Below are 24,787 nucleotides of genomic sequence, written 5' to 3' on the forward strand. Positions count from 1 at the left end.
AGTCGCCAATATAGAATCTGTCGGCCCTTCCGGCCCGTTTGGAAGTTTTCGGAACGCTTCGGGCCGTTTCAGGACATTCACCCTTCTGGCTGCCAGCCTGGCTGCACAAACCGGCCATTCCGGCAAGATAATCAGAAGGATACCAGACATGACCGATCTTTCAGCACCGCTGCAGTCCCGCAAACTGAAGTCGCCCCTCGCGCGCGCCCTGCGCCTTCCACTGGCGCTCGTAAAGTCTCTCTTCGGACCGCGCCCCGGCTCCGATGTCGACCTTCGCCACGTCAATGAGCGTTTCCTCAGAGACATCGGCCTGCGCCGCTGAATTTGTACCGCGCCAATGCCCTTGCCGTTCCGGAAACTTGTAAGGCAGCAATTTCGGCCATCATTTGGTCAGTTGGCCGAAACCGGGCATTCGCCGCGAGACAGAAAATCGCCAGAATGGGCTCGAAGCCGACGTGCGGCATTGCGGCATCAGACCCTTCGCCGAGTGACCCATCGACGTCGCTGACGGCCCACAGGAGACATTCGATGGGTCAGCTCTTGCCGCGGTGCAGCTTTCGCATTGTGGCCATTCGTGCATCGCGCAGCATGTTCGGTGGGTGAAGGAGCACAAGCGGGACAGAGCTGCCCTTGGAATTGCACGGTCTAACGACCTCTCCCGACCTGCAACTGAGTGATCATCGGACGCCGAAGCTATGCTCTTCGGCCCAAGGTTGACCCATCATGAAATCGACGAACAGGTGTGCGAGCCCATCTTTCGGGCTGTTGGCCGGGTAGATCGCGTAGACGTCGATCGGACGGAGTTTGACGCGCGGCACCAATTGGACCAGGCGCCCCGCGCGGAAGTCATCCGCAACGAGCGGGTAGGTTTCGATCATGAACCCCAGACCCTCTTCGACGAACTTCCGGGCCAGCGCAAAATTGTTGCAGGTCGCGACGACCCTGGGAGACCGACTGGGAGCAGTGCCGTCAGCCAAGGTCGCAAATGCGGACCAAGAAATGGGCGGGCTTTGAATCCAGTCCCAGTCGGCAAGATCCTCCATCGACTGCGGTTTTGGTCGAGCGTGCACGTAGGACGGCGCGGCGAATACACAGAACTGAACTTTGCCCAGCTTGCGTACCTTGTAGCTGCTGTCGTCGAGGTCGTGCGTGCGACCGCGAATGGCCACATCGACGGTCGATCCCTCCAGAGGAACAGTGGTGTCATCCAGCTGAACCTTCAGATGCACGTCAGGGAATGTCTGCGCGAAGCGGGTAAATGCCTCGGCATAGGGGCTTTGTGAGAACGGGGTCGCAGCCGCGATCGTCAGTGTTCCCGTGGGCTGTTTCGCGCGCCGCTGGACGGCCGACAGCCCATCCAGAGCGGCGGCGGTCATCCTTTGACTGGCCGCCAGCAGCTCGGCTCCCGCATCGGTCAGCGACATGCGGCGCGTGGAACGATAGAGGAGCGGCGTGCCCAACTGATCCTCGAGCGTCGAGACGTGATGGCTGATCACCGACGGCGACAGGTTTAGCGTCTTGGCGGCCTGCCGGAACGATCCAAGCTCGGCCACCGCCTGAAAGATTGCCATGGTCCTGAGTTGATCAATCATTGTTCGATCTCATGGAACGATAAACACGATAATGCAGGTATACTCGCGCAAACCCGATCGTGTCACCCTTCAGCATGCCCGGCCGGACGCTAGGGCACCCATCGTTTGAAAGGACACACCATGACCCTGCTCGTATCCGTTTGCCGCGTCTCGCATACCCCCGTCGGGGCCGAGCTTGAAGACTTCCACGCCGCGCACAAGGAGGTGTTCGGGGACGCCGTCGGCGAGATGACTTTCCTGCGCGACCCGCAGGATGCCAATCAGGCCGCCGTCGTCGGCAAGGTGCACGACCTCGAAAAAATGCGCGAGATCAGTCGCTCCCCGGCAGGCGATGCGATGATGCGCAAGTTCGGGTTCATCGAACAACTCTCGTATTTCCTGGAAGAGGCGTAGGCCATGTGGTTCTGGCGCTCCAAGACCCGACCCGCGAAGCAAAAAGCAGGGGGCGAACGGGTCTCTTCGACGGCCGATGGGTCAGCAAACGATCGCTTCGACCTGCGGCTCGTGGAGTTGACTTTCGCGCGGCAACATTTCCATTGCTTTCCGATCCATGGCTTCTGACTTTCAGACAGATTGATCGATTTGCGCGGCCTAAGAGGCCCTGCCGGCCGCGCAATTCTCCCCGCCCCCAAAGTCGTCAAAAGCCGCAATTGCGATGGATCGTGAAGAAGGCGGACCCTCCAATTCGAGGCGCCAGTCAATTTGGGCTCGGAGCGGTCATGCGACGGTGCGTCAGGGTCGGCCCGCCGCGAGGCGACTAACGACTTCGGGGAGGTCAGAGAAGGTGATGCTCGCACGGGTGCTGAAGAGACGCGTCCCGTGCTTTGGGCGGTGCAGCGACATCACTTCGCGCCGTCCCTGAAAGAAACAGCGTTCGTGTGGAGCGAATCGCGTGCTCAACCTCTGGCGCCGAGCGGCAGATGTAGCTCTGCCATCAGCGACATTGAGTCGGAATGTCGAAACAAACATCGTGTTTCTGTCAAGGAGCGCTAAAGTCAGGGACGTGGCTCGCCGCCAGCGAAGTGCGCCTTGAAGCGGGGCGCGGCAAAAGCCATGAACGCTTTTACCTCAGGGCGACGATATGCTGCGGCGCCAGCCAGCAGCCAGATCTCCATCTCCGACCCCTCCGGCGGCGGGAAGCAACGGACGAGTCGGCTCTCGCGATCCCCCTGGATCGTGGGCACCGGGCCGATCCCGCGCCCGGTGAGGATGGCCATGACAAGGGCGCTCGGGGAGTCGAAGAACAGCACGTTCCGCCGTGCGGATGGGATGTGCTCCAGCATCACGACAGTGTGGTCGTCTAGGTCGTCGTCGTAGCACGCCGGCAAACCGCGCGCAGCCGCGTAGGCCTCCGAGGCGTAGTACGTCCACTCCGTCCGCCCGACCTGGCGGCCCACGAGCGCCGAATCCGGCGCACGTGCGCATAGGCGCAGCGCTACGTCGGCCTCGTCGGCGGTCAGGTCGAGGTTGCGCTTGGACGTCATGAACTCGAACGAGACGCCGGGCATATCGGCCACAAAACTGACGAAGACGTCTGACAGCTCCGCGTTGATGGCATCGTCCCAGGATGTGAACCTGACAGGCGCCCGGGCCTTGGTTCGTTGCGATCGTGCCAACTCCTCCAGCGCGCCCGCGGCCTTGCGCAGGTCTTCGGCGGCGGGGCGCAAGGCCGCGCCCTCCGCGGTCAGGCGGAAGCCGCGCGTATCGCGGGCGAACAGCCTTAGCCCGAGCGCACGCTCCAAGGCATCGACCCGGCGCGCGACCGTCGTTTGCGCCAGCCCGAGCACGCGCGACGCCGCCAGGGTGGATCCTTGCTCGGCCACGGCAAGGAAGATGCGGGCGTCGCCCCAATCGTGAAATCGGTTCTTCATTTTCGCAGAGCAGCACATCGTCCCGACGGATACCAGATCTCCGATGCCTTGCCGTAGCCTGACCGGGACACAGAGCACGAAAGGACTGCGCCATGACCGCCATCGGCATCGCTGCTTCCCAAATCCGTCGCCCCGCCTTCGCCGCCATCCTGCGCCGCGTGGCGGTCGGCCTTGCCCCGGCGGCACCCGATGCGGACGAAGCGCGCGCGCGCCGGGCCTTCGTGCAGGAGATGATCGCGCGCAACCCCGACGCCTTTTCGAGCGATCTCGACGTTCACGCGCTGATGCAGCACTATCCCGGCCAGCTCTGAGCCGCACGGAGCGCCAAGATGATCCCAACCGTCGCGCGGGCCACCACCCGCGAAGACCTCGACGCCGTGCGAGACCTGATCCGCGCCTTCGCCGCCTGGGGCACGGAGCAAGAGAAGCAGATGGGAGGGTCCGGAACCCCAAAGGTGTTCGCCGATCTAGATGTCGAGCTTGCAGGGCTGCCCTGCCCCTTCGGCCCGCCCGGCGGCTGCCTCGTTCTCGCCCGGCTCGACGGCGCACCTGCGGGTTGTGTCGGCTTCCGCGACCTCGGCCGAGGCACGATGGAGGTCAAGCGCATGTTCGTCCTTCCGGAGATGTGGGGCCGAGGCGTGGGCGGCGCGATGCTCGATGTTCTCCTTATCGAGGCGCGTGCGGCCGGACACGCCCGCGCCGTCCTATCGACCCATCACGCGCTACTCGCCGCGCAGACGCTCTATGCGCGCAAAGGTTTCCGTCCCATGCCACCGACGGGGGAACTTCCGGGCATAGAGCCCGATATCGAGATATTCATGGCGATGCTCCTTCACACGCCGGACCGGATTTGAAGCATGACAGACCCCCTTTTCCATCACCCCGAGTTGCGCGACCGGATCGAGGATGCGGAGACCTCCTTCTTCCGCCGCTTCACCATCGACGCCGTGGTCGCGCAGTATCCGCATCTGGAAGCCTTCCGCGCCTTCACCCAGAGCGACGAGGTGCGCGAGGCGCTCCGGGCCGAGGCGCTCGCCGGGCACGAGGGGGACCTGTGGGTCTTCGCCTATGGCTCGCTGATCTGGAAACCCGGCGCTGCGCTTCGCCGAGATCCGGCGCGCCTATGCGCCGGAGCATGAGCGGCGATTCCACGGTCGATCCCCGCCGACCGCCTGCTCGTCTTCACGCCCGCCAACGGGTGTAAGCCGCTTTGCCGCTTCTTGGGTGTCCCGGTCCCTGAAACGGACTTCCCGCGGAGCAATGCGCGCGATGAGTTCTGGGCGATGTTCGGGGGCGAACCGATCACGGCGTGCGCAACGGAGCCTAGTTCCGAAATTGCCTTGGACGCGGATTGTCCATCTGCGCGCCCGAGCAAGATCGCGCCAGCAGGGATCGCCTGAGGGACGTGATGGTCCGACGGCGCCGAACGGCGAGGGCCTGGAGCTTAGGGGCGGTATCGGCGGTGCATCGCCGCCGAGACCGCCCACCCGGTGTCGCACATCCTCGGCCTCCCTTCGCGACGGGCGCGCCCGACCGGCCGGAGCGGTCGGGGCAAGCCGCGGCGGGCCGGATCAGGCGCCGGTCGGGAGCATCTTGACCGGGCGGGCCGGCGCGGCGCCATGCGGTGCGCCGCGATAGCGCAGTGCGGCGGGGGCGATGCGGGGTGCGGGTCGCGTTGAGAGACCGTCATGGCGGACGCCGCGGTAGATCAGGTCGCGGGCGCAGGGCGCGGCCGGGGCGGTCTCGGAGGCGGTGTAGGCGAAGCCGCGGTAGATCAGCGTGGTCATGGGTCCGTTTCCTTCTCTGACTGCGCATCATCGCGCTGAGAAGGACATCGCAGATCCCGTGGGGCCTCCGCTGTGAACGCGATCACAAGGGGTCCGCACACCGCCGATCCGCATCGGTCCAGACATGCAGGCGGGCCGTCCTGCCCCGCAAGCGCCGCAGACCGGCCTCTCCCAGGCGCAGCCGGTCGACCCAGGCCCGCGGGCTTGCGGTGGCCTGCAAAAGCGCGTCGGAGACGGCGACCCGCGCGCCATCCGCCCTGGCCACCTCCTGGAGGCGGTTCGCGGTGTTGACCACGTCGCCGGTGACCGTGACGTGGCGCTGCCTGGCGCCGCCGAGTACGGCGGCGCGGACACGGCCCATATGGGCGCCGATGCGGATCGGGATCGGCGGCGCCTCCCGCGCGGTCTCCTCCAGCAGCGCCTGGACGCAGGCGAGGGCCGCCTCGGCGTCGTCGTCTCGCGCCTCGGGCAGGCCGAAGAGGATCATGGCACCGTCGCCAGCGAACTGCTCGACCACGCCGCCCGAAGCGATGGCGGCCCGCTCGACGGCGCCGTGGAAGCGGGCAAGGAACCGTTCCGCCCCATCGGGCCCAAGCGCCTCGCCAGTCGCCGTCCAGCCTGCGACATCGACGAAAAGCGCCGCGGCGAGCTGCGCGCGGCCCTCGAAGGCGGGGGACGCGGCCTCGGAGAGCGCCTCCGTCAGCAACGGCGAGGTGTAGCGCGCGAGGTTTTCGGCGCGCCGTCTCGCCCGCGCCGCGCGCAGCCCCATACCGAGGGTCGCGCTGCCGGCGAAGGCCAGCGCCAGCGTGACCGTGTCGAGCCACCAGCCCGCCGCGAGCGCGGCCTGCGCCGTTCCGCCCAGCAGGAACGCGCCGCCGATCAGGGCCGGCCCAACGCGCACCGCACGAGGCCGCGTTGCGGCGAGCAGACCGAGCGCGCCCGCGGCAAGACTGCCCAGGATATCGAGCAACCACGCCGCCCGATCGCGGCGCAACGCACGACCTTCCTGCAAGTTGGCGGCGAGCGTGGCATGGAGCGCAACGCCCGGTAGCGCCGCATCGAAGGCGGTCGGGTGACGGTCACCCAGACCCGTCCCGGTGAGGCCGAGGAAGACCACGCGTCCCGCCAGTTCGGCCCGGCCCACCTCGCGCAGGGACCAGGTCGGGATCGTGCCGGCGGGGCCGTAGGGGACGAGCGGGATCGCCCCGTCCGGGTCGAGCGCGACTTCCCTGGCCCCAGCCGTGACGGCGCCGTCTCGCGCGCGTCCGGGGCCTCGCAGCACGAGCGGCGCACCGGGACCGGCCGCGCGCATTGCGGCGAGCGCCAGTCCCGGCACGCGGATCGACCCGTCACCGGTGGTCACCGAGATCCATGCGGGAAGACGGCGCATCCTGCCGTCCGGATCGGGCCGGGCGTTCACGTGCCCCAGCCGGACCAAGCCGGCGAGCGCGTCGGTCGGTCCCTCCATGCCCGCGGGAAAGCCCGGGGGCATACCGACCGTGGCGTCGAAGCCGCTGCGGCGCGCGGCCTCCGCCAGGGCGGCGGAGGCCGCCGCGTCCGGTTGGCCGAGCGCGACGGACGCGACCATTCCGGGTGCCTGCGCCAGCGCCCGCGCCAGAACGGCGTCGCCCTGGCGCGGATCGATCAGCAGCAGGTCCATGGCGATCGCGGCGGGGCCTCGCTCCGAGATCGCGTCGACCGCCGCGGCCAGCGCCGCGCGCGGCGGGGGAAAGCCGCCCATGGCCGTCAGGTCGGTCTCGTCGATCAGCACGATGGCGGTTCCCTCAGGCGGCGGCAGCGGCCCGCGCAGCGTCATCCGTGCGTCAAGCAGGCGGCCCTCCACCGCCGCGCCCGGGCCGGTCGTGCGACCTGGATGCCAAACCCCAATCGCGAACGAGAGCGCCAAAGCCGCGATCCAGGGAAGCAGCGCGCGGCCAGGCCACGGGCTCATCGCGACCGCCGGGCCTGCCAAGCCGGGCCGATCCGGGCGCCGAGGGCATCGACGCGCTCCGCGTCCCAGCTCTGGACGGGGCCGAGCGCGCCCTGGGCCGTCACCTCGACGCCCTCGCCTGGGCCCAACAGCACGACGCTCCGGCGCCCGCCCACCGCGACGCGTCCTTCGCGCACGAAAGCGGTGGTGGCCTCGCCGGACACCTCCACCGCCCATTCGGTCGAGCGCACGGCGGCCACGGCCGAGGGCGTGCGCACCTCGAACCCGCCCGAGCGTGGCCGGGGCAGCAGGAATCCCGCGACGCCCCTGAGGAGCCGCACCGCGCCGCCCTCCTCGGGCGGCACGAGTAGCGCGTCGAGATCGATCCGCGTGTCCGGCCCCACATCGACCGTCAGCCCCGAATCGCACAGGATGCGGACACGCGCCGCGGCCTCGGTGCGGATGCGGTCGCCGGTCGCCAGCACATGGCCTACAACCGCCGTCACGCGAGTCCGGCCGCGCTGGATCGTCGCGGCGCCGATCGTCACCTCGACGACCTGGCAGAAGGTCTCGCCCTGAGCGCGCGTGCCGCCCGGTGCGAGCAGAAGGAGCGCGCAGAGCAGGCTGCGGCATGTTGGTCCGGTCGGCATCGGGGCTCCCGCGTGGCGGCCCGGTCGGGCGTTCGGCCAAAGCCTAGCAAAGCGACCGCGAGTTGTATCGCCTGCCGTCCCTTTGGGCGGAGGGCTCTATCCAACCCGCCCGGATATTGACCACACCGAGGCTTCGGAGCCAAATGGCGGGCATGCGGGAGGACGAGAAAATCGCGGCGCTTGCGCGCGCTTACGTCCTCGCAGGACTGGATACGCGCGTCCTGTCGGTATTGGCGAGGGACAGCCGGGCGGTCCCGCACGCATCGGGCGAGGTGCTGTTCCTGGCCGGCGACGCGCCTGACGGGATGCGGATCGTTCTGTCGGGGCTCGTCCGCATCTGGATCTCGGACGCGGAGGGTCGGGAGCTGACGCTCGCGCTCCTGGAGCCAGGCGACGCCTTCGGCGAGATCGCCCTGCTGGACGGGCTACCGCGCTCGGCCGGGGCGACCGCAATCGAGGCGGGCAAGTGCCTTCTGCTTCCCGCGCGCGGCTTCTCCCGCGCGCTGCAGGCCGAGCCGGTGCTCGCGCGCCATCTCGTCGGGGTCCTCTGCGAGACGTTACGACGCAACACCGAGGCGCTCGGCGCCTTCGCCTTCCTCGGACTCGACGGACGGCTCGCACAGAAACTGCACGACCTCGCCGCCGACCATGCGGTCGCCGAGGGCGCGGGCGCACGCTTCGTGCGTCGCTTCTCTCAGGGCGACTTGGCGCGGATGCTGGGCGTGAGCCGGGAGGCGGTCAACAAGCGCCTCAAAGCGCTCGTGCATGACGGCATCGTCCGCGTAGAGGATGGCCTGCTGCGTGTCCCCGACCTCAGCGCCCTGGCCGAGCGTGGGCGCGCAGAGGCCAGCCTGAGCGCCTGAGTTCCCCGTTGCGCGGTGCCTCCGATCCTGGCCAGCCGACGCGCATCCCCGGGGCCTTGAGGGCGTCACCGCCGGCGATCGAGTGGTCGGTCACCGACCGGGGCTACGATGCCGACTGGTTCCGCGACGCCCTGAAAGACAAGGGTATCCGGCGTTGTCGCAGAACTCTGGCCGTCGGGAACTCACGTCATGACTCCTCGCGGTTGGTTAGACGGGCTGGATGAGCAAGCCCACGCCCGCCAGCTACCGCACGACGAGCTGGTCCAGCTCCAACGCCGCGCTCGGCAACCCTGGGTCGCTGATGATCTGACTGGACAAGGAGATGGCTTGGCACGCGCGGGATGAGGGCCGCCAAGGGCGCCCGCCGGCCCTCTCGAAGGCGGCGAACCAGTTCTGCCTGTCGATCGAGACGCTGTTAAAGCTGCCGCTCAGGCAGACCGCCGGGATGGTTGCCAGCCTGCTGCGCTTGGCCGGGCTGGACTGGCCCGTCCCGGACTACTCCACGCTGTCCCGCAGGCAGAAGACTCTGACGGTGCAGATCCCGTATCGCCGTGCCGGCGGGCCGCTGAACCTGCTGGTCCCCTCTCGTGACATCACGTCTTGATGCACTGCCGGGCAATGGACAGCACCCGCATCAAGTTTCTTGGCGGCGGCGAATGGCAGGCCCGCAAGCACGGTGCTAAGGGCCGACGCCAATGGCGCAAGGCCCATCTGGCCAGGGATACCGCCACCTCCGACATCCGCGCGGTCGAGTTCACCCCCAGCCGGGAAGGCGACAGCCCCGTCCTGCCAGACCTGCTGGACCGGCTCGTGGACGGCGAAGACATCGGCACAGTAACCGCGGACGAGGCCTACGATACACGACGCTTGCACTGCGCCATCATCACACGCGGCGGCACGGCGATCATTCCAATCCGAAAGAAAGGCCGGGCTTGGAAAGAGGACTGCCCAGCTGCGCGCGCCATGTTCCTCGGACCAGTGGCCGACACTGTCTCGCCGCGCAATGAAACCCTCCGGGCCAGGCGTCACTACGGCCGCGGGTTCTGGAAGCGCTGGACCGGATACCACGCCCGCAGCCGCGTCCAGGCCAGAATGCGGGGCTTGAAGGCCTTCGGCGAGCGCATCGCCGCGCGAGACCCCGACCGCCAGACCGCCAAAATCCACATCCGCGTCGTCCTCATCAACGGCTTCAACGCCCTCGCCACCGCCGAGAGCGTCCGCGTGGCCTGATCCTGAAGGGGAAGGGGGACGTCATGCCTCAAGCCGCCTTTCTGCAGCAACGCCCCCTCGTGGCCAAAATCCTACCAACGCTCCTGCGCATCATGGGCGAAACGATCCCGATCCCGGCGCCAACCAACCGTCAGATCGCGTCCACAGCATGATGTTAAGGACGGACTCTTCATATACCTCTGAAATCAAGAGGCTAATCTCGAGCGGCCTTCACAGGATCTCGCCCGCGGTCAAGCGACAGCGATGGACTTCTTGGGATCGTAGAATGGACGCTCGACGATTGTGGCCTTCGTCGGCCCCGAGCGAGTCACGACCTCGACCGCCATGCCGATATGGGCGACGTTCGCGGACACCATCGCAAGCGCGATGTTGCACTCCAGCCGCGGCGAATAGACGGCCGAGGTCACCTTGCCGACGCTCTCGCCATCCGCATTGACCGCCCAGAAGGTCGTGTTCGGACCTTTCAGCGGGTCGCAGTCGATGATGAGGCCGACCTGCTTGCGGGCCACGCCCTGCTCCTTGATCCGGCGCAGCGCGGCCTTGCCGATGAACTCGGCCTCCATGTCAAGATCGACCAGCCGGTCGAGTCCCAGCTCGTAAGGATTGGTGTCGATGTCGGCATCGGCGTGGTAGGAGAGCATCCCGCCCTCGATGCGCCGGATGGAGGAGGTGTGGCCAGGCTTCAGGCCGAACTCCATGCCCGCTACCATGATCAGCTCCCAGAGCGCGTCGCCATAGGCACTGTCACGGAGGTAGATCTCGTAGCCCAATTCGCTGGACCAGCCGGTGCGAGACACCAGGAGCGGAATGCCGTCGAGGCTCAACTCGCGGTGCCAGTAATATTTCAGATCCAGTATGCTGTCACCGAAAAGCGATTGCATGATGAGGCCCGATTTCGGTCCCTGCAGTTGCAGAGGCGACACGTCCGGCTCACCGATCGTCACATCCATCCCGGAATTAATGGCAAGGCCCTCCGCCCAGAGCCTGATGTCACTGTCGGCAAGCGAGATCCAGAAGTGGTTCTCGGCCAGCCGCAGCAGGATCGGGTCGTTCAGAATGCCACCCTTCGCGTTCGTGATGAGGATATACTTGCACTGGCCGACGGCCATCTTCGACAGGTCGCGCGGCGTGAGCATCTGGACGAAACGCGCGGCATCCGGTCCGGTGATCTCGACCTGGCGCTCGACACCGACATCGCACAGGATCGCATCGTTGACGAGGTTCCAAAAGTTCTGCTCGGGATCGCCGAAATCGCGCGGGATATACATGTGGTTGTAGACCGAGAACCCCTTGGCCCCCCAACGCACTGTGGCATCGAAATAAGGGGATTTTCGGATCTGCGTGCCAAAGCCGAAGTCGTCTGCGCGCATGAATTTCTCCCTTGCTTTTCGTCGGCCCGGTGGGTCGGAGATCGATTGAGCCTGGCGCAGATCTACACTCAAAGCCCGTGGCGGCGCGGACTAAAAAAAAGGCGGCTGAAGACCTGACGGACTAGTTTTGAGGCGGAGTTCAGGCCGTTTGGTCCGCCGGCATCACCGGACGCCTCGGGCTGCCAGCGCGGCCAAGTTAGGACGACCTGCCTTCACTCTACGCATGGCAATGTATGTCATATAGCGATCAACCCCCAACGCGGCGTCAAGCATCGCCTGCATAAGGCTCTCGAACGCGGCGAGGGTCGGGCTGATCACCTTCATGACGTAGTCCATGCCACCCCCGGTCGCGATGCATTCGGTGATCTCGTCGCGGTCACGCACGAAGGCTTCGAAGCGGTCAAAATCGGCTTTGCGGTGGCGAATCAGAGCGACGGTCACCACGACCTCCGTGAAATCGCAGATCCTCGCCAGCGCGATGTCGGCGTGGTAGCCGAGGATGAAGCCCGCCGCCTTCAGCCTGTCGAGGCGGGCCCAGCATGGCGTTTGCGAAATGTTGGCCATCTCTGCGAGTTTGGCCTTGCTCAACTGACCGTGTTGCTGCACCGCGCTGAGGATCCGAATGTCCGTCGCATCGAGGCCAATACGCTTCATCGGTCGGACACCTCGCCATGCCTTGCAAGCATCAGGAAGACGGCAACCCCTTGCCGGATGCCACATCTTACCGCGCAGTCTTTCGGCGCAGCTACGAGCTTGCGACTATTTCTTGCGCATTGGCGTCGGAGGACGTCGACTCAAGCAGTCCTGTCCTGAAGTCGCCTACTCTCGTTCACCCTCAAGTCTTTGGCGAAGCGACCCGGCGGATTGATTGAATAGGACGGTATTATTGTCGGCTCGATGCCGGCCCCTGTTCTGCTCCGACTTGTGCAGGTCGATGGCGCGCTGCACGGCAGGGCGTTGCTTGATCCGCGCGCGCCAGTCGGCCACGCGCGGGAAAGCCTCCAGCGACGCGCCGAGGGGCTTGGCGATGAAGGCCCAGGGGAAGGCCAGCATGTCGGCGATGGAATACTCTCCAAGCAGGTAGTCGCGTTCCGCGAGGCGGCTCTCCAGCACGCCGAGGTTCCGGTCGTACTCGCCAAGGTAGCGCTTGAAGCCGTAATCGCGGTCGCCCTCCGGCGCGTAGTTGCGGAAATGGCTGAGTTGCCCCGCCATCGGCCCCTGGTTGCCCACCTGCCAGAAGAGCCATTCCATCAGCTCCTTGCGGGCGCGCGGATCGCTCGGCGACGGTGCGAACAGCCCGGTCTTGTCCGCGAGGTAGAGCAGGATCGCAGCCGACTCGAAGACCGTCACCGGGTCCTCGCCCCATTCCGGTGCCGGGGCGTGATCGAGGATGGCCGGGATCTTGGCGTTGGGGCTGATGGCCAGGAACTCGGGCGAGAACTGGTCGCCCTCTGCGATCCGCATCAGGATCGGGCGGTACTCGATGCCCGTCTCCTCGAGCATGATGGCGGCTTTCCAGCCATTCGGCGTGGGCGCGAAGTAGAGATCGATCAAGGTGCACTCTCCTGCGTGTCGGTCGCGATGCCATGCGCGATCATGTCGTCGATCGCCTCGGCGTCGTAGCCCGCCTCCGCCAGCACCGTCCGGGTGTCCTCCCCGAGGCGCCGCGCAGGCGCCGGGTCGCCGATCGGCGTCGCCGAGAAACGGGCCGGGGTGCGGGCCTGACGGATTCGCCCGGCCTGCGGGTGCTCCTGTTCCAGCACCGTCGCGTTGGCCTGCACTTGCGGGTGCGTATAGACTTCGGCGCGGGTCAGGACCGGAGCGCAGGGCACGTCATGATCGGTCAGACGCCGCATCCAGTTTTCGGTCGTGTCCTTGAGCAGCGCCTCCTGCGTCAACTCCAGCCGGACGGGCTTGTTCTCCTCCCGCGCGGCCACGGTGACGAAGCGGGGATCCTCCAGCCAGTCGGGACGGCCCACCGCCGCCGACAGGCCCGCCCAGGTGCTGTCGGTATGGGCCGAGACCGCCATCCAGCCATCGGCGGTCTGGTAGATGAGTTCGACGAAGGTCTGCGCGTCCCCGTCCCGTGCGGGCTCCAACTCGTCCCCGACGAAGGTGTAGCCGGCCATGTCGGAACTCCAGAGGAAGGCGAGCACGGTGTCCAACATCGAGATCTGCACGTGGCTTCCCTCGCCCGTCCGGGTCCGGGCCAGCAGCGCGGCGGTGATGGCCTGGGCGGTCTGGATCGCGGTCAGCTTGTCGGGCAGGATCGTACGGACGAGGCGCGGCCGCGCGGCATCCGCGCCGCCCTGGACGCTCGCCAGCCCCGACAGCGCCTGGATGAGCGGATCGTAGACGGGTCGGCGCGCCCACTCCCCAGTGAAGCCGAACCCGGCGATCGACGCGTAGATCACATCGGGCCGCACCGCGCGCACCGCCGCCTCTCCCAGCCCGATCCGGTCGACCACGCCCGGGCGGAAGTTCTGAATGACCACATCCGCGGTCTCGCAGAGCCGCAGCGCGGCCTCGACGCCGCGCGGGTCCTTGAGGTTCAGCGTGACCGACTTCTTTCCCCGGTTGTTGTTCAGGAAGGACGCCGACATGCCCCCACGCCGCCCGGTGACCTGGCGGCTGTGATCGCCGCCCTTCGGATGCTCGATCTTGAGGACCTCGGCGCCCTGGTCGGCGAGCGTCATCGTGGCCAGCGGCCCCGAGATCATCGTAGTCAGGTCGATGACCCGAATTCCTTGCAGCGGTCCCGCCATGCTGGTCCTCCGGTCTTGGATAAATGGTGCGCGCGCCGGGCGTCAGTTCCGCATCGGAATGCCGTCCTGCCAGCGGAAGCCGACGCCGCCTGCGTGCCAAACCCCCTCGCCGATCGGGTTCGGCCCGTCGATCCCCACGTGCTGCGGCAGGTCGAAGCCGGGCGCAAGATCCTTCACGCCCTTCACGGTGCTGCGATGCATGATCCGCAGGCCCTGGCGCTCGACCGGCATGTGAGCCTCGGGCGCCGCGCGATGGGCCACGGCGAGGTTGTCGATGAAGACGCAATCGTTCTCGGCATACTCAAAGGCCATTGCATAGCCGTTCGTCAGCCCGGCATCGAGGATGTCGTTATACTCCCGGCAAAGCTGAGCCAGCTCGTCGGCGTGAAGGAGCCGGAAGGCGTCCCTGTCCGGGAGCTTCTCGATCACCGCGCCGGTCATGCCCAGATGCAGCCAGATGCAGCGCTGTCCCGAGACGGGATGCACGTGCACGACCGGGTGTACGACGCCGGAGGCCGAGTTCACCGACGACAGGCGCTGCCAGCGTTCCCGACGGTCCTCGGGTAAGGCTGCGAAGGCGCGTCCCTGATGCGCGAAATGGGTGCCGCCGCCGTTCTCGGCGGGCCGGATGATATGGTATCCCGAATGGGAGAAGGTCGCCGGAAGGAAGCTCCCGTCGTTGTGCCATTGCGGACCGACATCGGGGATGCCGTGGCGCGGATCGTTGGACAGCCGGAAGATGTGCGGATTGCCGCCGGGGGTCTGCGGATGCACGCCATGGGTGCTGTGCAGCTCGCGCCCGCCCCAGAGGCAACTGGCGCGCAGGAAATCCTCCGGCTCGAGAGACCGCGCATTTTTGAAGACGAGAAAACCGCGCTCCGCCATCTCGCGTTCCAGCACATCGACCAACTCGGGCGGGAGCGTGTCTGCGGCGGAAAGGTCGATCCCCGACACCTCCGACCCGATCGGATCGAGAGCCCGGATCGTGCCTCCGAACATTTCGATGACGGCGGCGCGCGCCCTTTCGACCTGGACGGGATTGCTTGCATTCGTCGTCAAGGGTCACCTCCTTTTCGATCTCTCAGACCTAGGAGGACAGAAGCGAGAACGAAAGCGGGCAAGCCCGATGAACACAGCGCATGCCGCCGAACCGAGACCAAGGCGTGCGACAGCGCGGACCCAGCCGCGCCCGGCCAGCCAGGATCCAATCGCGATCCTAGGGATGGAACTCTGACGCATATTCAAGCCCGCGCCGCCTCGCATCCGCGTCCCGAACGGGTCGACGCATCGGCAGCGAGGTGGACGTTGCTCTAGACACGGCCCTTTGGGCTGCCGTGCTTGTGCGGAAGCCGTCGGATTTCGGCCACGAGTTCCATCGCATTGGTCTCTACGAGAAGGTGGAAAGGCGGCTCAGATGGTGCGACCGCCCCCCGACGGCATCTGTCGTGTCACGGTGGGTCAGCGGCAATCCACGGGGGCTATGACACTATCACGGCCGCCCGGATCGTCACAACGTCTTGAGATACTCGATCAGGGCGGCCCGGTGCGCGGGGCTCAGATCCGACCCGTACTCATGCCCGCCATTGCCGTATCCGCGCAGCGTCGTGTCGTAGGTGGTGCGGCGCACCTCGGGGTCATCTTCCGACGCTTGTCCGGCGTCGAGCGTCTCGAAGCGCCAGCCCATCGCGTCCCTATCATAGCTGCGAGGAGCGGTGAGGTGGCGCCAGAAGCGCGGACGTGTCGCGGGCGCGAGCAGCGCCGCCATGCTGGGCACCGATCCGTTGTGCAGATAGGGCGCCGTCGCCCAGACGCCGTCCAGCGGCGGCGCGATATAGCCGGGCGCCGGGGCCGCGGTGTGGACGTCGCCATAGGGGGACCGGGCGACCCAGTCGTAGAACCGGTCGCGCGAGCCGTCCGTCGCCGCGGTGGCGTAGGCCGGATCGGTGCCGATCTCGTCGAGGTCGTAGATCCGGTTCGGATAGGTCTCCTCCGCGCCGTAGGTCCCGTGGCAGGCGCTGCATTCGTCGGCGTAGATCGCCTCCCCCTCGGCCGCGCGCCCGGCATCGATCGGCCAGGGCCAGGGTGGGGCTTCGAGCGAGGAGATATAGGCGCGGATATCGGGCGCGTAGGCGTCGATCCGGGCCAGCTCCTCCACCCCCTCGACACAGAGCATCGAGGCGAGCAGCATGAAATGGGCATGATCGCCGCGCCCGATGGTCGTGTAGAACATCGCCGACTTTTTGCGCATGTTCCACCAGGGCGGCACGCTGAGCGGGAGCGGCTCCTGCGGCGGCGGGTCGATCAGGGGCGCCTCCGACCAGGCCAGGGTCTCCGGGTCGCGATGCGCCATCAGCGCCCAGGTCAGGTTGGTCGCCGGGTTCACGCCCACCGTGCGGGTCTGGATGTAGGGGGCGATCCCCTCCAGCCGGTCGGCCCAATGGGCCCAGGCTTTCGTCTCCGCCTCCCCGCGCACATAGGTGCCCGATTGCAGCGCCAGGCGCCGGGGATCGGCCGTGAAATCGCCGAATGCGTCGCCGAGGCCGACGATCAGCTCCCCGTCGATGCGGCCGGCGTGACAGGTCAGGCAGTTGCTCGAGACGATCTCGACCCCGTCCGCGTTCACATGAGACGTGAGGGCATAAGGCAGCTCGGCATTGCGCCCCTCTCGGTCAGGCATCCGGTCCGCCGTCGGGGTCTCCGGGGCGACCCTACGATAGGCGTCGTAGGGGATCCCGCAGGAGACGTAGGGTTCGTTCAACAGCGCCCGCTCCCCCGCGGCGGGGTCGCCGGGCCGCTGCTCGCTGGCGGAAACGGCGCCGATCTCGGAGCGGTAGAGCCGCGCGCCTTCCTCGTCCTTGCAGCCTGTGAGAAGGAGCACCACGACCGCGGCGAGTCCGGGGAGCGCGCGAAACGGCATCATGGCGTCTCGTATCCAGTCATCTGCAACGTTCCGAGACCGGTCACCGGCACGCCTGCGCGTTCCCCCTCGACGCGCACCGGCACGGTCCACCCGCCGACCACGAAGGAGACCTCCCGGTCAGGCCCAAGGGCCTCGACCTGGAGGTCCAGTTCCGGGCCGGAGACGCGCCAGACGCGCGGAAAGCCGACGAGTGCGGGCCTGGTGGCATCCGCATTGTGTTGCGCCATGGACAGAACGTCCTCCGACAGCGTCTCCGCCTCGCCTGCGGGATCGAAGAGGAGGCCGTCGACCGTCACAACGCCGCGTCCATCGCGCCGCCGGGTCCGGACGAGTGACAGGTCGCTGCCGTCATCGAGTTGAACCTGGAGCCGGTCGTATCCGAGCGGACCGCCGGGCAGCGGCAACTCTCCCCAGGCGCGGTCGAGCCATGCCGTTCCCGAAACCGGCGTCACACCGTCCTCCGTTTCGATGCGGCCCGACACGGTCAGCCGCGGGACGACAAACCCGCGAAAAGGCTGATCGGCGTCCGCCGTCTGTTCCGGAGGTTTTGCCATGGTGAGCTCGAGTGCGACCCGGACGGAGTCCAGCCGCGCAGTGAATGTCAGGTCTCGAGCGCCTTCCTCGGTCGCGTAGGAGAGCGTCCAGTCATCGAGCCAGACCTCTCCCGCCTCCCCGTCCTGGCCGGCAGCGCCCGCGCCGCGGCTGAACCGTTCCTCAGCATGCATTTCAGCCCCGCCGCCCTGCCAGACCGCCACCGCCGCGTGATAGAGCGAGCGCAACTCCCAACTCACGGCTGCGGCGTCTGGCGTTTCGGGAGCGAGGCCGAAGCGGCTCAGCGCGAACTGGACCGAGGCGGGTTGCCCCTCCGCGTCCTCGAGATGAGCCGCGAGCACCCAGGTCTCGGCCCGTGACAAGGAATGTCCGCCGTGATCCTCGGGAAGCGCCAGTTGCCACGTGCCGGAGGGCCGCACGAAGCCGCTCTCCTCCGTTCCCGCGAGGAAGGCCTCCACCGCCTCGACCGATAGCGCGACGGAGCCAAGGCCCGCGTCGCCGCCCGATGCGCCCTCGGACCCGCCGATGACCCGCGTCACCCCGACGGCCAACGCGCCAAGGACGGCCAGGCAAAGCCCCGCCATCCCCACAGTTCTCGTGCTCAGCTTCCCGATCATTCCATCCTTCCAGCATGACTCGCACCGTGCTGTCACCCACCGGCCAGCGGCCCGAGCGCGCGCCTTCGGGCGCGACGACGACGAAGCCCCGGCCGCCGTAGGACCGCAACGGCCGCAGATCCTCCGCCAAACGCGCCTCATCATCGGACGAGACGAAGGTCCAGAGACGCCCGTCGGCATCGCGCTCCACCCAGATCCGACTGACACTCTCGCGCCGGCGATGTCGGGCGCCGCACCACCCGACCGGTGCGATCGCTGGGCCGAGATATCGGCCGTCGTCCCGATCGCGAGGATCAAACCCATCTCCGGCAAAGGTTCGTAGGGCAAGATGGGGGTCGGACCCTTGCCCTCGCCCATCACTAGGCCCGCGACCGCCATCGGGGCCTCCAGCCGCTCGCCGTCGGTCAGAGCGATCGGCGCCCCAGCCCGCCGGAGATCCCGCGCCATCGGGGGCAGTTCCCCATCCAGCAGCTCGCGGGCGACGTCAAACTCGGGACCGACGGCTATGGCGGTCGGACGGTCCGACACGCCTATCGCAACCGTCGCCGCCGACGACGCCAGCGCGACGATCTGTCGGACTGGCCCGCTCTCGGTTTCGACGACGATGGCCCAGGGGGAATAGCGTGTTGGTCCTACCCTCAGACAGGTCGCTACGCGCCTTTCGGTAAAGGGCGATCAGCCGCTTGCGCATCTGGTCGCACGGCAGCGGGCTACATGGATCGCCTCGAGCGAACGAGTCGCGGATCAGGCACGCGTCGATGTCTTCTCCGGTCTCGCGGCGGTCGGGGTCGATACCGAGACGCGGATTCTCGTCGTTCAAGCTGATCAGCTTGAACGACCGCTGCTCGGTCAGCTCGTCCTCCAAGGTCCACGCGCTCGCGGACCGCCGGTGCCGCCCCGCCCGGTTGATGCTGACGGGGGCAACGTCGCCGACTGCACCGCGGCCGAGGTGCTGCTCAAGCGCTCGCCAGCGGACGCCCTCATTGTGGTGGAAGACAAGGGCTACGATAGCATCGCCGTGCGCGAGCAGGTGAAGGGGTCGGCGCGTTCCCGAATCTCCCGCCGAGGAACAACCACAAGCGCGGCATCTTCTGGCGCCGGGACTTCTTCCGCAATCGCAACGCCATCGAGCGCATATTCGGCCGCCTCAAGGACTTCCGCCGGATCGCCACGCGCGACGATCGCAGGGCGGACGTCTTCTTCTCCGCCGTCGCATTGGCTGCGACCGTCAGCTACTGGTGATGAGTCCAGAGCCTAATAATCCAAGGCAAAACTTTGCTGGTCAGGGGATCTTCTGTGAACCCCTGAAGACAATAGCTTTCGTTGCAGCGTCAGATACGAAAGGCGCAAAACGCCTCCTGCGGTAATTTCCGATCGGCAATGCAAAGGGCCGCTCGCCTTGGCTCTTCGCACCGTTCGGCGCGTTGGTTTCTCGCCACGGGATCATTCGATCCGCGCGGCGCGCTCTTGTTGTGCAAGACCTACCTCCGCCGCGAACGTGATCTCGGGTAGCACGGTTTCCCATACGTCACGACGGAACGTCGGATGGAACTTCGGGTCGCTATCGACCCTGCGCCAGCGGATGACCGCGCCGACCGTCGCACGCACGATCCGGGAGCCAGGCGGCGGGAACCAGGCGCGCGCCATCCGGCCGAGCACCCGACCTGTCTGGTCCAGGATGACCCAGTTGCGGTCCCGCCGCTCCAGCTGCAAGGCATCGCCGACCCGCGCCTGCGCGACCGCGTCGTGGATCGGGTGGCCGTCCCGCTGGCGCCCGGCATAGCCGAGATCGACGCTGCGCAGCGTCGGCATCTCATAGGTCTGTGCAAGTGTGGCCTGTCGCGCTCGGTCAATGGCCGCGGGCCGCGCCAGCAGCCCGTCCACGCCATCCAGGAAGCGATGCTCTCCCGTCGCGGTCGCCGTCAGCGTCCGTCGGGCACGGGTCATGGCGACATAGAACAGGCGGCGGGGCGCCTCGGCATCCTCGCCGCGAGAGGTCTTGTACCAGCCGCCGTCCAGCACGACGACATGATCGAACTGGAGGCCTTTGGCCCGGTGCGCGGTAGTCAGGAGAAGGCCACGCTGCTCGCCGCGGGTGTCGCGGGACCACTCGGCGAGCCATTCGACGACGTCGGGCGCCGGCATGGCAGCCCTGCCCAGCTCGCGGGCGAGGTCGGCGATACCCTCGGCCAGAAGCTCCGTCCAGCGGTTCGACGCCTGCGCGTTCAACAGTTGGAGAAGGTCTTGGACGGTGAGCATCGCGCTCCGATCCTTTCGCAGTCCGTCTATCAGCAATTGAGCCTCGCGCAGGCGCCAGACAGGGGGCATCTCCTCGCCTGCCATCTCCACCTTGATCCCGAGTGTCTCGGCATAGCTGCGCACGGGGGCCAGACGCTTCCACTCGCGGGCGATCACGGCGCAGCGGTCCCAACGGAAGTCGGGGTCGAGACGACTGAGGCGCATGAGCTCATCCACGGCCGCCGCCGCATGGGCGGCCACGTCGGGCGGGCAATCGAGACGCTGGACGCGCCCCTTCCCCACCGGATCGGCCTCGGCCATCGCGCCGCCTGGCGGATCCTCCGCGCGCGCCGCGTTCACGGTGATCGCGTGCGTGGCCTTCATTCGGTCCGGCGCCCTGGCGATGACGGCGTTGGAGGCCGCCACGATGGCGCCGGTGGAGCGGTAGTTCTCGACGAGGAAGGAAGGCCGCGCCCGATAATCCGCCTCGAAGCGGCGGATGTAGTCCACGGAGGCGCCCGCAAAGGCGTAGATGTTCTGGTCGTCGTCGCCCACGGCGAAGAGGCTGAGCTTGCGATCGGGATCCTCCAGCGAGCGGCCCGCCACGGCGGCGATCAGGGCGTATTCCTCCGGGCCGACGTCCTGGTATTCGTCGACAAGGATCCACCGATAGCCCTGGATCAGCGCGTCGCGCTGCGCCTCGGCCTCGGCACGGCCGAGGCCCTCGCCTTCCAGCATGCGCACGGCATCCAACACCACGCGGTCGAAATCGGGTGTCGCGCCTTCGCCTGCGAAACTCGCGCCGACCAGCCGCATGGCAAGCGCATGGCACGTGGATACCGTCACGCCGCGAGCATCGTCGCCCACGAGGTGACGCAAGCGAGCGCGGATCTCGGCGGCGGCGTGGCGGTTGTAGCTCAGCACGAGGATGCCACGCGGGTCCTCGCGGCGAACGCGCAGGAGATAGGCGATGCGGTGGACCAGGACGCGCGTCTTGCCTGAACCCGGGCCGGCCAGGACCAGCACGGAGGTCTGCTCCCGATCGTCGGCGACGATCTCCTGCTGTGTGCGATTGCCCAGATCCTCGACGATGCGCCTGTAGGAAGCACTGGTCGTGCGCCGCCGCAATTCCGGGCCGCGACCGGGCAGCCAGCGCCTGAGGAAGGCGTCCCGGTCCATGGCGAAGTAGTCGGTCGACAGCCGTTCCGCCTCCGCCATCCCCGCAAGCCCGCGCTCGGCATAGGCGGCCATGACGTGGGTCTGGATGGTCTGCTCTTCATAGTGCTCTTCGAGAGGACGGAAGTTCTCCTGGGTGAAGCCCTGCCGGCGGGTCTCGGGATTGACGTTGACAGTAATGGCGGGGTGGAAAACGGTGAGGCCCTTGCCCAGCGTCACCACGCCCTGCTCGTGCAGCCAGAGCAGCGTCCGGCCCATCAGCTTGCCCATGTCGCGCACGCCCGAGGCGCGCAGCAGCGCATCGCCGTTGAGTGCCGCCAACATGTCGCCCACGGTCGTCTCGACCTGGAGATCCTTGCCCCGCGCGCCCTGGTCGAGCTTGCCCGTCAGATGCGCCAGCAACCGCTCTGCCGCTTGGCGGCGCAACTCGGCGGTCCGTTCCAGCACGTCCCAGGAACGCAGGAGGTGAATTCCCAAGACGTTGCGCGAGGCCTTGCGCAGACGAAGGTTGCCGGTCCCCCCGTCTTCATCGCGCCCGTCCCGGACCATGCCGCGCAGAAGCTTCTCTATCACGTCGGGACGGGCGCTGGAGTGGCCGTCGTCGCGCAGGCGTTGGCACGCTTCGGCGAGGTGCAGCGGGAGACCCTCGGCATCTGCATCCGGCGCGGCTTCGCGCATGACGGAGAGCAAGGCGGTCTCCAGATCGGACGCGGCAGCCAGGCGGACCGTGGAGGCGTCCTTCGTGCCGAGATGGACAAAGGCCGTCATGGTCATGTCGTTGCGCGCCAAGCCGAGCGTCTCCAGGTCCGACATCGCCTTGGAGAGCTTCGCATGAGAGAGCCCGCTCGCCCCGCTCAGCTCGTCAGTGCTGACGCCTAGATCGGCCGGCGCGTTCATCAGGTGGCGGATGATGCCGAGCAACGCCTTGTGCCGCGTCTGCGTCAGCCCGGCCGCGCTCAGCGACCGCTCCGCCTCCTCCACGGAGCGGACGAGCAGCGAAGACGGAAAGACCTGTACGCGGTTCTCCTCGCGGCTGACGAGCTTGGCCTCCTCTAGCCAGGACACCGCCGTCTTGACCCGTGTATCGTCGGTCGCGTCGTCTCGGACGAACGCACGTTCCATCTCGGCGCGGAGGATCTCGCCCGGGGTGGCGACGACTGTGCCGGAGCGGCGCGTGCGGTCGTCGATGCCCCGGAGCGCACGGAGGATCGCGCCGATCTCATGGCGCGCGAGGCGGGAGCGGGCGGTGAGCGAGAACTGCCGCTCCACGTCGTCCCTAGCATAGAGCAGCACGCAGTTGGCAGGATCGCGATCCCGGCCCGCGCGGCCAGCCTCTTGCAAATAGTTCTCCAGCGAGCCGGGGATGTCGGCATGAACCACGAGCCGCACGTCCGGCTTGTCCACCCCCATCCCAAACGCGTTGGTCGCGGCGATCACGCGCAGCTCGCCCACGCGGAAGGCCTCCTGGACCCTGGCTTTATCGTCAGGCGTCATCCCCGCGTGGAAATGCGCGGCGGCCATCCCGCGCTCGACTAGGAAGGCGGCCACCCTTTCCGTGTCGCCGCGGGTCGAGCAATAAACGACCGCGCCCGATGCGCCCTCGGCCGGCAGCCCGGCCTCGATGGCGTCTAGGATGTCCGAAAGCTTTGTCGCCTTGCCCGTCTCACGAACGTCGAAGCTGAGGTTCGTCCGGCTTGCACCGCCATCGCGGAGGGCCAGCTCGACGCCCAGGCGGTTTCGGAAATGATCGCGGATGTCGCGGATCACGTCCGGCTTGGCCGTGGCCGTGAGGCAGATCACCGGCGCGGGCGCCTCGTCGCCCGAGAACTCGCGAATGAAGCGGCCGACATAGCGATAGTCAGGCCGGAAGTCATGGCCCCATTTCGACACGCAATGCGCCTCGTCCAGCACCCAGAGCCCGACCTCGCGCTGCTTCAGGACCGACCGCACGGACACGCTGCGCAGCTGCTCGGGCGAGATGATCAGCATCGCCGCCTCGCCCAAGCGCACGCGGTCCAGCGCCTCTTGCCGCTCCGGCATCGAGAGCATGCCGTTGACGGTGACGGCGGACGTGATTCCTGCCCGCTCCATCCCCGCGACCTGGTCGGCCATCAGCGCGACGAGCGGCGAGATCACCACCGTCAGCGCGCCGATGCGATCGAACTTGGCAAGCGCCGGGATCTGGTAGCAGACCGACTTGCCGGTGCCAGTGGGCAAGATGCCGAGGAGGCTCCGGCCCTTCAGCCCGTCATCCACGATCCGCTCTTGTAGCGGGCGGCCATCCTCGCCCACGGGTTCGGGGCGAAAAGCGGGAAAGCCGAACCAGCGGGTGAGGGCCGCGACGGGATCGGCGGTCTCCCGGCACCAAGCGCAGGCGGGGTCGCCGCAAGCGGTGTCGCGCAATTCGCGCACGAGGCGGGCGGCCTCGGGGAACTGCATCCTCACCCAGGGCGGCATGACCGAGTCCCCGCCAGCTACGCCGATCCAAGAGAGCGCGTAGGCCAGGGGCCAACCGCGTGCGGCGTCCTCAATCCCGGCCACGACCTCATCGACCGCGTGGAGGCAGGCCCGGCCCTCCAGCAGGCGCCGGATCGCGGCCTCGGCCGCCTTGAGGCTGGGCCGCTCCGCATTGCGCGCCTCGCGGAACACGGCGTCGAAGCCGCCTGCTCGGTCGCCCAGCGTGCAGAGGACGTGGTAGGCCGCGACCGCATCCCGGTCCGCATCGCCCATGGCGCGCAAGGCGCCCATTTGGCTTTGCAGCACCTCGAAGACGAGCCGCGCGTCCCGCTCCGGGTCGTTGACGGCGCCCGACAGCAGCCGCCCGTCCTGATAGTGCTTCACCAACCGGTGGTAAGGATTGCGTGGAAAGGCCAGCGGGTTCAGCCAAAGCGTGTCGATGGGCGCGTCGGCCAACCCGTGCAACCTTGGCCTGGCGGCGGCCAGATATGCCAGGTCGTGCCGCAGGACATTGTGTCCGATCAGATGCGCGGCGCCCGCGACCTGTGCTTCCAGCCGGTCCAGCGCCTCGTCCAGCCGCCCGGGCCGAGAAATCAGAGCGGGCCCCTCCCCGGCCCCAACGGCGGCCAGCGCGAACACCCGTGCGGTCGAGGGATCGACCTCGAGATCGACCGATATGCATCGGTCGAGCAGTCCCATTTCGCCGGTCCGATCGTGCTCGATCCCATCCATGCGCATGACACTGCACCGAACATCTCGACAGGGTAAA

General features: G+C 67.5%; 20 protein-coding genes and 2 pseudogenes. 9 read left to right on the forward strand and 13 right to left on the reverse strand.

Features of this window, described 5'->3' with window-relative positions; all coding sequences use genetic code 11:
- Positions 1 to 148: 148 nt before the first annotated feature.
- Positions 149 to 322 (forward strand): hypothetical protein, encoded by a 174-nt coding sequence (locus tag DTQ71_RS23430; protein WP_170125335.1) that lies wholly within the window; start codon positions 149 to 151, stop codon positions 320 to 322.
- A 355-nt stretch (positions 323 to 677) separates the two neighbouring features.
- Here the strand turns inward: DTQ71_RS23430 and DTQ71_RS07770 are convergent, their stop codons facing one another.
- Positions 678 to 1,592: a LysR family transcriptional regulator gene (locus DTQ71_RS07770; protein ID WP_109563692.1), complete on the reverse strand. Its 915-nt coding sequence runs from the start codon at positions 1,590 to 1,592 to the stop codon at positions 678 to 680.
- A gap of 120 nt (positions 1,593 to 1,712) precedes the next feature.
- Between DTQ71_RS07770 and DTQ71_RS07775 the strand changes: the two genes are divergently transcribed.
- On the forward strand, positions 1,713 to 1,985 hold the full coding sequence (locus tag DTQ71_RS07775) for a hypothetical protein (protein WP_109563693.1): 273 nt from the start codon (positions 1,713 to 1,715) through the stop codon (positions 1,983 to 1,985).
- A 602-nt stretch (positions 1,986 to 2,587) separates the two neighbouring features.
- Here the strand turns inward: DTQ71_RS07775 and DTQ71_RS07780 are convergent.
- Positions 2,588 to 3,463, reverse strand: coding sequence for a LysR family transcriptional regulator (locus tag DTQ71_RS07780; protein ID WP_170125336.1), 876 nt, complete (start codon positions 3,461 to 3,463; stop codon positions 2,588 to 2,590).
- A 92-nt stretch (positions 3,464 to 3,555) separates the two neighbouring features.
- On the opposite strand from DTQ71_RS07780, the gene DTQ71_RS07785 reads away from it, so the two are divergent.
- The 4 genes from DTQ71_RS07785 to DTQ71_RS23435 are packed head-to-tail and all read left to right on the forward strand — an operon-like array spanning position 3,556 to position 4,863.
- Positions 3,556 to 3,774, forward strand: coding sequence for a hypothetical protein (locus DTQ71_RS07785; protein ID WP_109563695.1), 219 nt, complete (start codon positions 3,556 to 3,558; stop codon positions 3,772 to 3,774).
- An 18-nt stretch (positions 3,775 to 3,792) separates the two neighbouring features.
- Positions 3,793 to 4,317 (forward strand): GNAT family N-acetyltransferase, encoded by a 525-nt coding sequence (locus DTQ71_RS07790; RefSeq protein ID WP_109563696.1) that lies wholly within the window; start codon positions 3,793 to 3,795, stop codon positions 4,315 to 4,317.
- A 3-nt stretch (positions 4,318 to 4,320) separates the two neighbouring features.
- On the forward strand, positions 4,321 to 4,602 hold the full coding sequence (locus DTQ71_RS23835) for a gamma-glutamylcyclotransferase (protein ID WP_211317107.1): 282 nt from the start codon (positions 4,321 to 4,323) through the stop codon (positions 4,600 to 4,602).
- Between the two features lie 18 nt (positions 4,603 to 4,620).
- Positions 4,621 to 4,863: a sulfotransferase gene (locus tag DTQ71_RS23435; protein ID WP_281271229.1), complete on the forward strand. Its 243-nt coding sequence runs from the start codon at positions 4,621 to 4,623 to the stop codon at positions 4,861 to 4,863.
- Positions 4,864 to 5,034: 171 nt separating this feature from the next.
- On the opposite strand, the gene DTQ71_RS07805 is transcribed toward DTQ71_RS23435, so the two are convergent.
- The 3 genes from DTQ71_RS07805 to DTQ71_RS07815 form a co-directional block, all read right to left on the reverse strand.
- Positions 5,035 to 5,250: a DUF4278 domain-containing protein gene (locus DTQ71_RS07805; RefSeq protein WP_109563698.1), complete on the reverse strand. Its 216-nt coding sequence runs from the start codon at positions 5,248 to 5,250 to the stop codon at positions 5,035 to 5,037.
- Positions 5,251 to 5,332: 82 nt separating this feature from the next.
- Positions 5,333 to 7,201: a CHASE2 domain-containing protein gene (locus DTQ71_RS07810; RefSeq protein WP_170125337.1), complete on the reverse strand. Its 1,869-nt coding sequence runs from the start codon at positions 7,199 to 7,201 to the stop codon at positions 5,333 to 5,335.
- Complete coding sequence (locus DTQ71_RS07815; protein WP_109563700.1) at positions 7,198 to 7,830, reverse strand: FecR family protein; 633 nt, start codon at positions 7,828 to 7,830, stop codon at positions 7,198 to 7,200. Before DTQ71_RS07815 ends, DTQ71_RS07810 begins: the two co-directional genes overlap by 4 nt.
- Before the next feature lie 152 nt (positions 7,831 to 7,982).
- Between DTQ71_RS07815 and DTQ71_RS07820 the strand changes: the two genes are divergently transcribed.
- From DTQ71_RS07820 to DTQ71_RS07830, 3 genes and pseudogenes are all read left to right on the forward strand, one after another.
- Complete coding sequence (locus DTQ71_RS07820) at positions 7,983 to 8,693, forward strand: Crp/Fnr family transcriptional regulator (RefSeq protein ID WP_170125338.1); 711 nt, start codon at positions 7,983 to 7,985, stop codon at positions 8,691 to 8,693.
- A gap of 53 nt (positions 8,694 to 8,746) precedes the next feature.
- Positions 8,747 to 8,851, forward strand: a pseudogene (locus tag DTQ71_RS07825) (IS5/IS1182 family transposase); the annotation flags it as partial.
- A gap of 62 nt (positions 8,852 to 8,913) precedes the next feature.
- Positions 8,914 to 9,923 (forward strand): annotated as a pseudogene (locus DTQ71_RS07830) (IS5 family transposase).
- A gap of 230 nt (positions 9,924 to 10,153) precedes the next feature.
- Here DTQ71_RS07830 and DTQ71_RS07835 read toward each other — a convergent pair.
- The 8 genes from DTQ71_RS07835 to DTQ71_RS07875 all read right to left on the reverse strand — a co-directional run bounded on the left by DTQ71_RS07835 (position 10,154) and on the right by DTQ71_RS07875 (position 24,756).
- On the reverse strand, positions 10,154 to 11,293 hold the full coding sequence (locus tag DTQ71_RS07835) for a glycine cleavage T C-terminal barrel domain-containing protein (RefSeq protein WP_109563702.1): 1,140 nt from the start codon (positions 11,291 to 11,293) through the stop codon (positions 10,154 to 10,156).
- Between the two features lie 162 nt (positions 11,294 to 11,455).
- Positions 11,456 to 11,947 (reverse strand): Lrp/AsnC family transcriptional regulator, encoded by a 492-nt coding sequence (locus tag DTQ71_RS07840; RefSeq protein ID WP_109563703.1) that lies wholly within the window; start codon positions 11,945 to 11,947, stop codon positions 11,456 to 11,458.
- Positions 11,948 to 12,112: 165 nt separating this feature from the next.
- Positions 12,113 to 12,847, reverse strand: a complete 735-nt coding sequence (locus DTQ71_RS07845) for a glutathione binding-like protein (RefSeq protein ID WP_109563704.1) — start codon at positions 12,845 to 12,847, stop codon at positions 12,113 to 12,115.
- Positions 12,844 to 14,058 carry a CaiB/BaiF CoA transferase family protein gene (locus DTQ71_RS07850; RefSeq protein ID WP_109563705.1) on the reverse strand — a complete coding sequence of 405 codons (1,215 nt, stop codon included), beginning with the start codon at positions 14,056 to 14,058 and terminating at the stop codon, positions 12,844 to 12,846. The genes DTQ71_RS07845 and DTQ71_RS07850 overlap by 4 nt, the downstream gene beginning before the upstream one ends.
- 42 nt (positions 14,059 to 14,100) lie before the next feature.
- The gene (locus tag DTQ71_RS07855; RefSeq protein WP_211317108.1) at positions 14,101 to 15,117 is read right to left on the reverse strand and encodes a TauD/TfdA dioxygenase family protein; all 1,017 of its coding nucleotides are present in this window, start codon (positions 15,115 to 15,117) and stop codon (positions 14,101 to 14,103) included.
- A gap of 448 nt (positions 15,118 to 15,565) precedes the next feature.
- Entirely contained in the window at positions 15,566 to 16,978 is a 1,413-nt protein-coding gene (locus DTQ71_RS07860) for a c-type cytochrome (protein WP_211317109.1), read from the reverse strand.
- A complete protein-coding gene (locus DTQ71_RS07865) occupies positions 16,975 to 18,147 on the reverse strand; it encodes a lipocalin-like domain-containing protein (RefSeq protein ID WP_170125339.1) in 1,173 nt (390 codons plus the stop codon). The genes DTQ71_RS07860 and DTQ71_RS07865 overlap by 4 nt, the downstream gene beginning before the upstream one ends.
- Before the next feature lie 1,443 nt (positions 18,148 to 19,590).
- The gene (locus tag DTQ71_RS07875) at positions 19,591 to 24,756 is read right to left on the reverse strand and encodes a RecQ family ATP-dependent DNA helicase (RefSeq protein ID WP_245947310.1); all 5,166 of its coding nucleotides are present in this window, start codon (positions 24,754 to 24,756) and stop codon (positions 19,591 to 19,593) included.
- Positions 24,757 to 24,787: the final 31 nt, after the last annotated feature.

This window comes from Jannaschia seohaensis (assembly GCF_900116765.1).
GTDB lineage: Bacteria > Pseudomonadota > Alphaproteobacteria > Rhodobacterales > Rhodobacteraceae > Jannaschia > Jannaschia seohaensis.

Bases quoted from the DNA above. Each gene is read 5' to 3' on its own strand.
- DTQ71_RS07780 (WP_170125336.1), bottom strand. From the start codon at position 3,463: ATGAAGAACCGATTTCACGATTGGGGCGACGCCCGCATCTTCCTTGCC.
- DTQ71_RS07815 (WP_109563700.1), bottom strand. From the start codon at position 7,830: ATGCCGACCGGACCAACATGCCGCAGCCTGCTCTGCGCGCTCCTTCTG.
- DTQ71_RS07875 (WP_245947310.1), bottom strand. From the start codon at position 24,756: ATGCGCATGGATGGGATCGAGCACGATCGGACCGGCGAAATGGGACTG.
- DTQ71_RS07785 (WP_109563695.1), top strand. From the start codon at position 3,556: ATGACCGCCATCGGCATCGCTGCTTCCCAAATCCGTCGCCCCGCCTTC.
- DTQ71_RS07840 (WP_109563703.1), bottom strand. From the start codon at position 11,947: ATGAAGCGTATTGGCCTCGATGCGACGGACATTCGGATCCTCAGCGCG.
- DTQ71_RS07865 (WP_170125339.1), bottom strand. From the start codon at position 18,147: ATGATCGGGAAGCTGAGCACGAGAACTGTGGGGATGGCGGGGCTTTGC.
- DTQ71_RS07775 (WP_109563693.1), top strand. From the start codon at position 1,713: ATGACCCTGCTCGTATCCGTTTGCCGCGTCTCGCATACCCCCGTCGGG.
- DTQ71_RS23430 (WP_170125335.1), top strand. From the start codon at position 149: ATGACCGATCTTTCAGCACCGCTGCAGTCCCGCAAACTGAAGTCGCCC.
- DTQ71_RS07770 (WP_109563692.1), bottom strand. From the start codon at position 1,592: ATGATTGATCAACTCAGGACCATGGCAATCTTTCAGGCGGTGGCCGAG.
- DTQ71_RS07850 (WP_109563705.1), bottom strand. From the start codon at position 14,058: ATGGCGGGACCGCTGCAAGGAATTCGGGTCATCGACCTGACTACGATG.
- DTQ71_RS07805 (WP_109563698.1), bottom strand. From the start codon at position 5,250: ATGACCACGCTGATCTACCGCGGCTTCGCCTACACCGCCTCCGAGACC.
- DTQ71_RS07835 (WP_109563702.1), bottom strand. From the start codon at position 11,293: ATGCGCGCAGACGACTTCGGCTTTGGCACGCAGATCCGAAAATCCCCT.
- DTQ71_RS07820 (WP_170125338.1), top strand. From the start codon at position 7,983: ATGCGGGAGGACGAGAAAATCGCGGCGCTTGCGCGCGCTTACGTCCTC.
- DTQ71_RS07810 (WP_170125337.1), bottom strand. From the start codon at position 7,201: ATGAGCCCGTGGCCTGGCCGCGCGCTGCTTCCCTGGATCGCGGCTTTG.
- DTQ71_RS23835 (WP_211317107.1), top strand. From the start codon at position 4,321: ATGACAGACCCCCTTTTCCATCACCCCGAGTTGCGCGACCGGATCGAG.
- DTQ71_RS07790 (WP_109563696.1), top strand. From the start codon at position 3,793: ATGATCCCAACCGTCGCGCGGGCCACCACCCGCGAAGACCTCGACGCC.
- DTQ71_RS07860 (WP_211317109.1), bottom strand. From the start codon at position 16,978: ATGATGCCGTTTCGCGCGCTCCCCGGACTCGCCGCGGTCGTGGTGCTC.